At 54.6% G+C, this 8846-nt stretch carries 6 protein-coding genes; 5 read left to right on the top strand and 1 reads right to left on the bottom strand.

Going from position 1 to position 8846, the window contains the following annotated elements:
• Positions 1-2334, top strand: a 2334-nt coding sequence (locus ABYV26_RS15025) for a hypothetical protein (RefSeq protein WP_372682171.1), incomplete at its 5' end; no start/stop codon positions are given.
• Positions 2335-2344: 10 nt separating this feature from the next.
• Here ABYV26_RS15025 and ABYV26_RS15020 read toward each other — a convergent pair.
• A complete protein-coding gene (locus ABYV26_RS15020; protein ID WP_372682170.1) occupies positions 2345-3202 on the bottom strand; it encodes a D-amino acid aminotransferase in 858 nt (285 codons plus the stop codon).
• A gap of 774 nt (positions 3203-3976) precedes the next feature.
• On the opposite strand from ABYV26_RS15020, the gene der reads away from it, so the two are divergent.
• The 4 genes from der to ABYV26_RS15000 form a co-directional block, all read left to right on the top strand.
• The gene (der, locus tag ABYV26_RS15015) at positions 3977-5371 is read left to right on the top strand and encodes a ribosome biogenesis GTPase Der (protein ID WP_372682169.1); all 1395 of its coding nucleotides are present in this window, start codon (positions 3977-3979) and stop codon (positions 5369-5371) included.
• Positions 5372-5373: 2 nt separating this feature from the next.
• Positions 5374-6729, top strand: a complete 1356-nt coding sequence (locus tag ABYV26_RS15010; RefSeq protein WP_372682168.1) for a replication-associated recombination protein A — start codon at positions 5374-5376, stop codon at positions 6727-6729.
• 370 nt (positions 6730-7099) lie between these two features.
• Entirely contained in the window at positions 7100-7765 is a 666-nt protein-coding gene (locus ABYV26_RS15005; protein ID WP_372682167.1) for a hypothetical protein, read from the top strand.
• Between the two features lie 160 nt (positions 7766-7925).
• Positions 7926-8846, top strand: a 921-nt coding sequence (locus ABYV26_RS15000; RefSeq protein ID WP_372682166.1) for a TolB family protein, incomplete at its 3' end; no start/stop codon positions are given.

The following is an 8846-nucleotide window of genomic DNA, read 5'->3' as shown; positions in this document are numbered from 1 at the left end:
GATGATTCACAGGATCTGGTTCGTAAAAAGCTGGCCGCTGAACTCAATCCCAATCGGGATGCAGACCAGGCGGTTTTTCACATCTTCGAGCGCTTGTTTACGCTGTCCAATGACAAGGCCCCGCCAATTACGTCGGAATCCTGGAAGCTCAAGCTGAAACAAGCGCTCATAAAAATGATCGAAACCCGGTCGAAAAGCGCACTGACGGTTATCTGCATCGAAGATCTGCATTGGGCCGATCCGTCGACGGTTGACCTATTCCGAAACTTGCTCAACGAGGCGGCGCTTCCCGCACTTTTTCTGATCAGCTGCCGTCCCGGTCAGCTGGCCTTCGACCATCGCCAGATCACCAACCCCTATTATCACGTCCAGTCTATTCAGCTCAAAGACCTTTCACCCGAAAAATGCGCAGCGATGGCCAAATCGCTTCTCCAGTCGGAGCAGGTGCCTGCCAAGCTGTTAGCTTTCATCTCGGACCAACTGGGTGGAAATCCTTTTTTTCTCGAAGAAGTGGTCAACGCGCTCGTCGACACAGGAGCTTTGACCCAGAGCGGCACGACCTGGGAGCTCTCTGGTTCCATCGGCGAAACGGCTTTCTCTTCCAGCATCACCGCACTGATTGCCGCCAGGCTGGATCGGTTGGGTGGTGCCGCCAAGCGAATCGTGCAGGAGGCATCGGTCATCGGCAGGCGTTTCTCTCCGTCTATCTTGAAGCAGGTCGCTGCCGACCCTGAGTCCGTCGACCACAGCCTGGCCACCCTCGAGTCGCTGGGGTTGATCATGCGGGGCGACGACCCCGGTGGAGATTACTTCCTATTCAAACACGCGATAGTCAAGGATGTAGCCTACAACAGCCTGTTGAAGAAAGATCGCAGAAATCTGCATGAGAAGATTGCCCAGGTCCTGGAAAGCCAGAATATCGACCGCATCGATGCGTTTTGCGAAACCCTAGCGTACCATTTCAGCAATGGTTATTCCATTCACCAAGCCGTCGACTACCTGAAAAAATCCGGTCGCAAAGGGATGAAAAAATCGGCCTACATCGAATCCCACGATTTCTATGAGAAGGCCTATCACCTGATGTTGGACGGAGATCGAATCGCTGCCGATTCTTCTCTCTGCCTCGTGGAACTGGTCTTGGAATGGTTTTTCGTGTTCGACATGCGCGGGCGTTACAAGGATGCGCTTATCCTGTTGAGACGGCATGAATCAGCGGCGAGGAACCATGTCCCGCTCCACCTCAAGGGAATGTACCTGACCTGTCTGGGCTGGGCTTATCAGCGGCGTGAGCATCTCGGGCCTTCTCGAGATTGTCTGCTGGAAGCACTCGCCAACGGCGAGCGGATTCACCACCACAAGGTCGTCGCCTACGCTTGTGCATGCCTGATCTGGACCTGCACCGCCCAGGGACGACTTGACGAAGCACTTGCTTTTACAGCCAAAGCCGAGGAGGCGTCCCGCATGCTCGAATCAGAGGACCCTTCGTGGTCTTTCGTGATGGATCAGGATCTGGTTCGGTTCGTGTTTACCGGAACAGCCATTGCCCATTGGTTTAGAGGTGATTGCCGCCAATGCCGACTCCTGGGAGATCGCCTGCTGGATTACGGGGAAAAGGCGGGAGATGTGAACAGCATTTCAGAAGGGCATCTATCCCATGGCATGGGATGCTTTGCGGCCGGAGACTACCACGGTGCCGTCGAAAAATGCATTCTTGCCTTAGAAAGCTCGGCGTCCACCATCTTCGCTGTCAATGCCCTTTTTATCAAGGCCTATGCCCACCTCTCCCTGGATGAGGTTGACCAGGCAGAGAAACATCTTCTGGAAATTCTTTCCTTCTGCAAAACGTCGGGTTGCGAATACATCGCAACATCGGCAGACGCACTGTCCGGTGTCGTTGCCGTGGCCAAGGGAAATGTCGCAGTCGGGGTGAAAGCCCTCGACAGACACGCCCGGCGAGCGTTGGCCAACGGAAAGCCTTACCACGCCCAGACGATTCACTACATGCTGGGGTGCATCTTCATGCAAATTTCCATGCGCGAAGGTAATTTAAGCCTGTCGATGGTGTTAAAGAACCTACCGTTTTTCATGGCCTGGCTGCCGCGGGCGGCAAAACAAGCGGAACATCATTTCATAACAGCCATACGGATCACCGGCCGGACCAATGCCCTGGGCATCAAAGGCCAGGCTTCGCTAGATCTGGGACGGCTCTATCAGGCCAAAAAAAGAAAGCATTTGGCCTCACCGCTGATCAAGGAGAGCATTGCGTTGTTCGAACAATTGGGGGCGGACGGACACCTGAAACGGGCGCAGGCCGCCCTGAATGCGCTAGTGTGAAGAGCGACGGCTAGATCGTTCTGCCGCCGGCCATCGCCTGTTTCCGCAAAAGATCATAGAGGCGGCGGGCGATCGGCCCCACGTCGCCGCGGCCAATGGTTTTATTGTCGATGCGCACCACGGGGAGCAGCTCGGTGACGGTTCCGGTCAAAAACACCTCCTCGGCACCCAACAGCGCGTCGATTCCAAAAAACGATTCCTCCACATTCAGGTCGGCAGCCTTGCAGAGGTTCAGAACCACCATGCGGGTAATTCCCGGAAGGATGTTGTCTGTCAGCGGATGGGTAATCAGCCGACCGCCGGATACGATGAACAGGTTCGAACTGGTTCCTTCGCGGACGACCCCCTGGTCCGACACGAAGATGGCATCGTCGCTGCCCGCATCCAGTGACTGTTGTTTGGCCAGGCTGTTGGACAGCAGTTGAACGGTCTTGATATCACAGCGTCCCCAGCGGGTATCCTTTACGGTGATGGCCGTCGCTCCGTTCTTCCGTTTCTCCGCGGGTATCTCCTTGACCGGCCGGATGGTCATGATGATCTGGGGGGTCATGCCCGGGGTGAAGGCGTGATTGCGCGGGGCGACACCCCTTGAGATTTGAATATATAAGCCTGCCCGCGGGTAGCCGGAAAGGTTGAACAGATCCAGGACGGCTTTTCCGATGTCGGCGCGGGAGATGGGGTCGAAGGCCAGTTCCCGCATGGATCGTTCCAGCCGATCCAGATGTTCCTCCAGCATGAACGGACGTCCTTGATAGCTGGCGACAAACTCATAGACCCCGTCACCGAATTGGTAACCCCGGTCCTCGATGGGCACGACCGCTTTTTCGATGGGCATGATTTCTCCATTCACATAGGCCAGGTCCGGCATGGGGGCCTCCTTTCGACGTGCATGATATCTTTTTGGTGAAGTGTTTGGTCGGTGAACCGAGACAGCGAACGCATTCCCCGCAGCTTGTCGGAGCGAGGCATAGACCCCGCTCATAGGGCCCCCGGGGAGGCTTCAATGGGTTACCGATAAAAGAACTATCAACATACACCAAAACGATTGGCGTTGAAACCCATTTGACAGTCGATTCAAGGATGCACGGTGACATCCTGGATGGGAGGTTTGACACAGGATTCACTCCTGGGCTATACCCTCACCTGGACAAACCGGAAACAGCCAATGGCGAGCACCCAATCTAAGATAAAGATCAGATTGCAAGCACCCCATTTCAAACCAATTCCAAATTACCAAACCCAATCTTAGAATAAGCGGCAAAACGGGAGTGACTGGTTCTTAACATCTCCACCGAATTGATGATTGAGATGCTTTTAAAAAAGATCAGGTTTGACGGATTCGTAAAAAGCCCGATATCGGCGTTACGCTTCATCCTTCGTCACTGCAGCGTACCGTAAGTACGCCTCACTCCTCAGGATTCACAAGCCTTGATCTCGGGCTTTTTACGAATCCGTCGGGAAAACGACTTTATAAGCGTTGCGTTCATCAGGTTTAGGATTTTAATTTAGAATTTTAGGCATTGTGATTGGTTTGTCATTTGTATTTCGATTATTGTGATTTATTTTCTATTTGTCTTATTTTTTTGACATGCACACGTGTAATTCACGATTAACAAATGAAGCAGCCGATCGGATCTTTACCGTGAAACCCATCGTTGCCATCGTTGGCCGACCCAATGTGGGAAAATCCACCCTTTTCAACCGGATCACCCGATCCCGGGATGCCCTTGTGGATGACCTGCCCGGCGTGACCCGGGACCGGAATTTCGGGGACGCCCGTTGGAACGATAAAGCTTTTACCCTGGTGGATACCGGCGGCTTCGCCGCAGGGGACGACGACGCGTTTGCCCCGCACATCCGCCAGCAGGTGGAGCAGGCCATCGCTGACGCCGATGCGATTGTCCTCATCCTCGATGGAAAAGGGGGCATTTCTCCCTTTGATGCCGATCTGATCCATCTGCTGCGCGCCAACGATAAACCGGTGTTCTACGTCGTCAACAAGATCGACGGTGAGGGCCATGAAAAAAACCTGTCCGATTTCTACAGCCTGGGCATCGACAACTTGTTTCCGGTATCGGCCGAGCATGGATACGGGGTCCCCGATTTTCTGGATGAACTGACCGCCGGATTTGCTGAACTCACGGCTGAAGAAGAGCGGTCCGATACCATCCGCATTGGGGTGGTGGGAAAACCCAATGCCGGTAAATCCTCTCTGATCAATGCCATTTTAGGTGAGGAGCGCTTAGTGGTCAGCGATGTTGCCGGTACTACACGGGATTCCATCGACGCCGCCTTTACCTGGCAGGACCGAAAATACGTGCTGGTGGATACTGCGGGGATTCGCAGAAAAGGAAAGGTGTCCCTGCGTCTGGAAAAATTCTCGATCATCAAGGCCCTGCGCAGTCTGGAACGGTGCGATGTGGCCCTGATCATCATCGATGCCGAGCAGGGCATCTCCGATCAGGATGTCCATGTGGCCGGCTATGCCCATGACCGCGGATGCGGGGCGATTTTTCTGTTGAACAAATGGGATCGGGTGGACAACCGGGACGGCAAAGCCCTGAAGCGGCTCACGGAGAATCTGCGCATACAGGCCAAGTTTCTCAGTTTTGCACCGGTGATGACGGTTTCGGCAAAAACAGGACAGCGGATTCAACGCATCTTCCCCATCGTGGATGAGGTTTACGCCCAGTATGCGGCCCGGATTACCACCGGAAAGTTGAACAAGGCCATGGACCAGGCCTTGACGCGCACCGAACCCTCGATGCACAAGGGCACGCGGCTTAAATTCTACTACGCCACCCAGGTGTCTACCCGGCCGCCCACATTCGTCAGTTTTGTGAATTTCCCGGACGGGGTGCATTTTTCTTACCAGCGCTACCTGGTGAACCAGATCAGGGAAGCCTTCTCGCTGGACAAGACGCCGGTTCGACTGCTGCTGAAACAGCGCACCGGAAAGAACCCGGATTTTTTAAACAAGAAGTCCACACCCTTCAACCCAAAAAAGCGATCCGGCAAGCGCCTCACTAAACGATAGCGATGGACCTTTTCGATTATCAGGCTGGAGAGTCCACCGATCACCAGCGGCCCCTTGCCGAGCGCATGCGGCCGCACCGCCTGGCAGACCTGTTCGGCCAGGATGCAGTTACGGGGTCCGGCTCACTGGTTCGCCATGCCATTGAAAACGACCGGATTTTTTCCATGATCCTGTGGGGGCCGCCCGGCTGCGGGAAAACCACCCTGGCGCGGATCATCGCCCGCGAAACCCGATCCCATTTTCTCCACTTTTCGGCGGTGCTCGCCGGTGTCAAACAGATCCGCGAAGACAACGACGAGGCCAAAAAACAGCAGCAGTTCCAGCGCAAGCGAACGATCCTGTTTGTGGACGAGATCCACCGCTTCAACAAGGCCCAGCAGGATGCCTTCCTGCACCATGTGGAGTCCGGGCTGATCACCCTGATCGGCGCCACGACTGAAAATCCGTCGTTCGAGGTGATTGCGCCGCTCTTGTCCCGTTGTCGGGTGATCACTCTCAGCCCGCTGGCCGAGGAGGCCGTGGGCCGGGTGCTCGACCGGGCGGTCGAAGACGGCAAGGCCGGCTTGGGCGATCTGAATCTATGCCTGGCCGCCGATGCCCGGGACCACCTGATCCACATTTCCTCGGGGGATGCACGCAGCGCGCTCAACAGCCTGGAGGTGGCCGCCACCCTGGTTTTGGCCGAAGCGCCACCCAAACCGGGCACCCGGCGAATGGTCACCCTGGATCATGTGGAAAGGGCGCTGCAGAAAAAGGCGCTGCTATACGACAAGGGCGGTGACGAGCATTTTAACATCATCTCCGCGTTTCACAAAAGCCTGCGGGGCAGTGACCCAGATGCGGCCCTGTATTGGCTGGCCCGCATGCTGGAGGCCGGGGAAGACGCCCTGTATGTGGCCCGTCGCATGGTGCGGTTTGCCTCCGAGGATGTGGGCAATGCCGATCCGTTCGCCCTGCGCCTGGCCTTGGGGGCCATGGAGGCTTTTCGCTTCTTGGGGCATCCGGAAGGGGATCTGGCCCTGGCCCAGGCCGCCGTCTACCTGGCCACGGCGCCCAAGAGCAACAGCATTTACGCGGCCTGGAACAAGGTCAAACAGACGGTCCGGGAAAAAGGTGCCCTGCCGGTTCCCCTGCATATCCGCAATGCACCCACGGGGTTGATGAAGGATCTGGGCTACGGCAAGGGATACCGCTATGCCCATGACTTCAAGGACGGATATGCCGTCCAGGACTACCTGCCCGATGCCATCGCCGACAGCCTGTTTTATTTTCCGACGGACCGGGGGTACGAGAAGATGATTGCCGGACGCCTGAAGAACTGGCGGACATTGAAAGAGAAAACCAAAAAAAAGGAATGACATATCGGATTGCAGAGCACCTGCCAACTTCCCTGCCGACGAATCACCGTTTGATGAACCCGAAAAAAGTCCCCTGTCGTGTCATTCCCGCGAAGGCGGGAATCTATAGCTATTGGTTAACCCTGGATCCCCGCCTTCGCGGGGACGACAGCAAAAAGGGAATTCCGATTTTTTACGGGACCGTCACCGTTTAAGATCCTGCCGATCATACCGATAATGATACCGGGAACAGCGGAAATGCAGTGACCCCAGCATGCAGGGTCGATGCATACCGCAGATATCGGACCAGACGGCCGTTTATGGATGGGCACGAGCTAAAATCCCCATCGCCCACGAAAAAACGATATGCCGCTTCAATAGTCGAGGAAGAATGTTCACTAAGGAGATTGCCGCATTTATCGCCCTTCCTGGAATCGTTGGCCCCCATCATTATAAGCGAACACCTATCTGGTTAGGTATGCGTCTATTAATCCCACTATTTATAGTCACCCTCGGACTATTGCAGACCCACTGCCATGGGATCAGGGGGGAGGGCGCCGGATCATATCTCTCTGACTTTGAACCGGCCGAGCAGGATGCATTGTTGCTCTTCAAAGTGATCCGTTTGGGGGCCACATACGGTGACGTCCACAAACGTGTTCCCGGACTTGATGAGCTGGCTCCTGAAGGTGGGTCCGCGTTTCTGGCCGCTCTCGGGTTACATGAAGCAACGGCTTCGACAGACCTTTTTAATACAGAGACAAAAATGGAATTCAATTTTGAAAAGGGTGCGCTCTATAGTTGCTTCTTCTTTATGCGAGAATTTGAACCCGATACAGCCGATCGTCTGTTTCATCGTATTCAAGCGTTCTACGCATCTGTTTTTGGCCATGGGGCAGAGGAGGAAGGCGAAGATGATCGCCTGTCAAAGTCAATCTACTGGTTTTCGAACGACCTGGAAGTTGTGGTTTCTATCGTCGCCGAAAACGAAGTTAGCACCCTGTCCTGGGGATTCCAGCAACCGGGGCCGAATACTGAGTATTTGCGCAGACAATAAATGGTTCATCTCCGATGCGGACTAAAAATGTTGTAGGATGACCCGGAAAATCAGCTCGGAAAAAAATGGGCGACAAGTAAAATTTCCCGGGAAGAAGTGCTACAGGCAATTTGTAAATATAATGAGAGGGTCAGAAACTCTGTAATTCAGGAGCGAAGGTATGATCAAATTAGTAGCGTCGTTATTTTTGGCTATGACGCTGATGAACGGACACCCGGCCCTCGCTGATGAGATGAAGGCGAAATTGTCAGACTTCCGTGGCAGAGGGGGGCGACTGGCCTGGTCTCCAACCGAAGATTTTGTGGTTTTTGATCGCAAGGGCCAGGACGGTGGCTTTGACCTTTACCTCACCCGAGATTTTGAAACCGAGCAGTGCCTGACCTGTGATCACCCGGACCTGCCCAACCCAAAACGCAACTACGGCCAACCCGCCATCCATCCGAACGGGCGATACATTGTGTTTCAGGCGGAAAAGCAGAACCATTGGCCTGTTCTGCCACTCATTACCAATCCAGGATCAGGTGTTTTTAACGACATTTGGCTTTTTGATCTTGAAACCAACCGTGCGAAACCACTCAGGGAACTTCCCAATAAAAAGAATCACGGCACACTCCACCCGCAATTCTCAAAAGATGGCAGTCAGCTGAGCTGGTCAGAGTTGTACAGTGGGGCTGACTTCAAGTACCCGGGGAAGTCTGCCGGTGCGTGGAAGCTCAAGGTGGCCGCCTTCAGTCCAGAGGGACTAGGTGATATCAAGGAGTTTCAGCCTGGCGAAGATGTGATCTACGAAAACCACGGGTTCAGTCATGATGGAAAGTGGTTGTTCTTCAGCAGCAATATGAAGCGCTCAAACCCGGTAAACCAGAGCACCGACATCTATAAGATCCACCTCGGGACCGGTGAGTTGGTTCGGCTGACAAGCCAAGGATACAACGAGCACGCCCACATCTCACCAGATGGTAAGTACATCGTCTGGATGTCGTCGGTAGGTAACGGTGACACCTACGACTACTACAAGGTTGGCACGGATTATTGGCTGATGAATATGGATGGCAGCAATAAGCAGCGGCTGACATACCTC

The organism is Desulfosarcina sp. (genome assembly GCF_041551955.1).
Taxonomy (GTDB): domain Bacteria; phylum Desulfobacterota; class Desulfobacteria; order Desulfobacterales; family Desulfosarcinaceae; genus Desulfosarcina.
The sequence above is the reverse complement of the archived record's forward strand: the minus strand, read 5'-3'. Positions and strand labels throughout refer to the sequence as shown.